The 255-nt window shown below is 48.6% G+C and carries 1 rRNA gene; it reads left to right on the top strand.

The annotated features are described in order from the left end of the window. Positions 1–130 precede the first annotated feature (130 nt). Positions 131–255: ribosomal RNA gene (locus ACVYAD_RS25255) — 23S ribosomal RNA — on the top strand; the annotation flags it as partial.

The raw sequence follows: 255 nt of genomic DNA, 5'->3' as shown, positions 1-255 counted from the left end.
ATAACGAATAAGGTTTCAAGACACGAGTAGTTCTAGGAAGCAATCGAGAGAAGGAAGGAGCGTACCTTTGTACGTGACTGACTGAACGAGTGCAGCTGACGACGAAATACGATGTGTATTGAAAGCTGTAGGTTAAGTTATTAAGGGCGCACGGCGAATGCCTTGGCACTAGGAGCCGATGAAGGACGGCACTAACACCGATATGCTTCGGGGAGCTGTAAGTGAGCTTTGATCCGGAGATTTCCGAATGGGGGA

This window comes from Lysinibacillus sp. G1-3 (assembly GCF_056322905.1).
The sequence above is the reverse complement of the archived record's forward strand: the minus strand, read 5'-3'. Positions and strand labels throughout refer to the sequence as shown.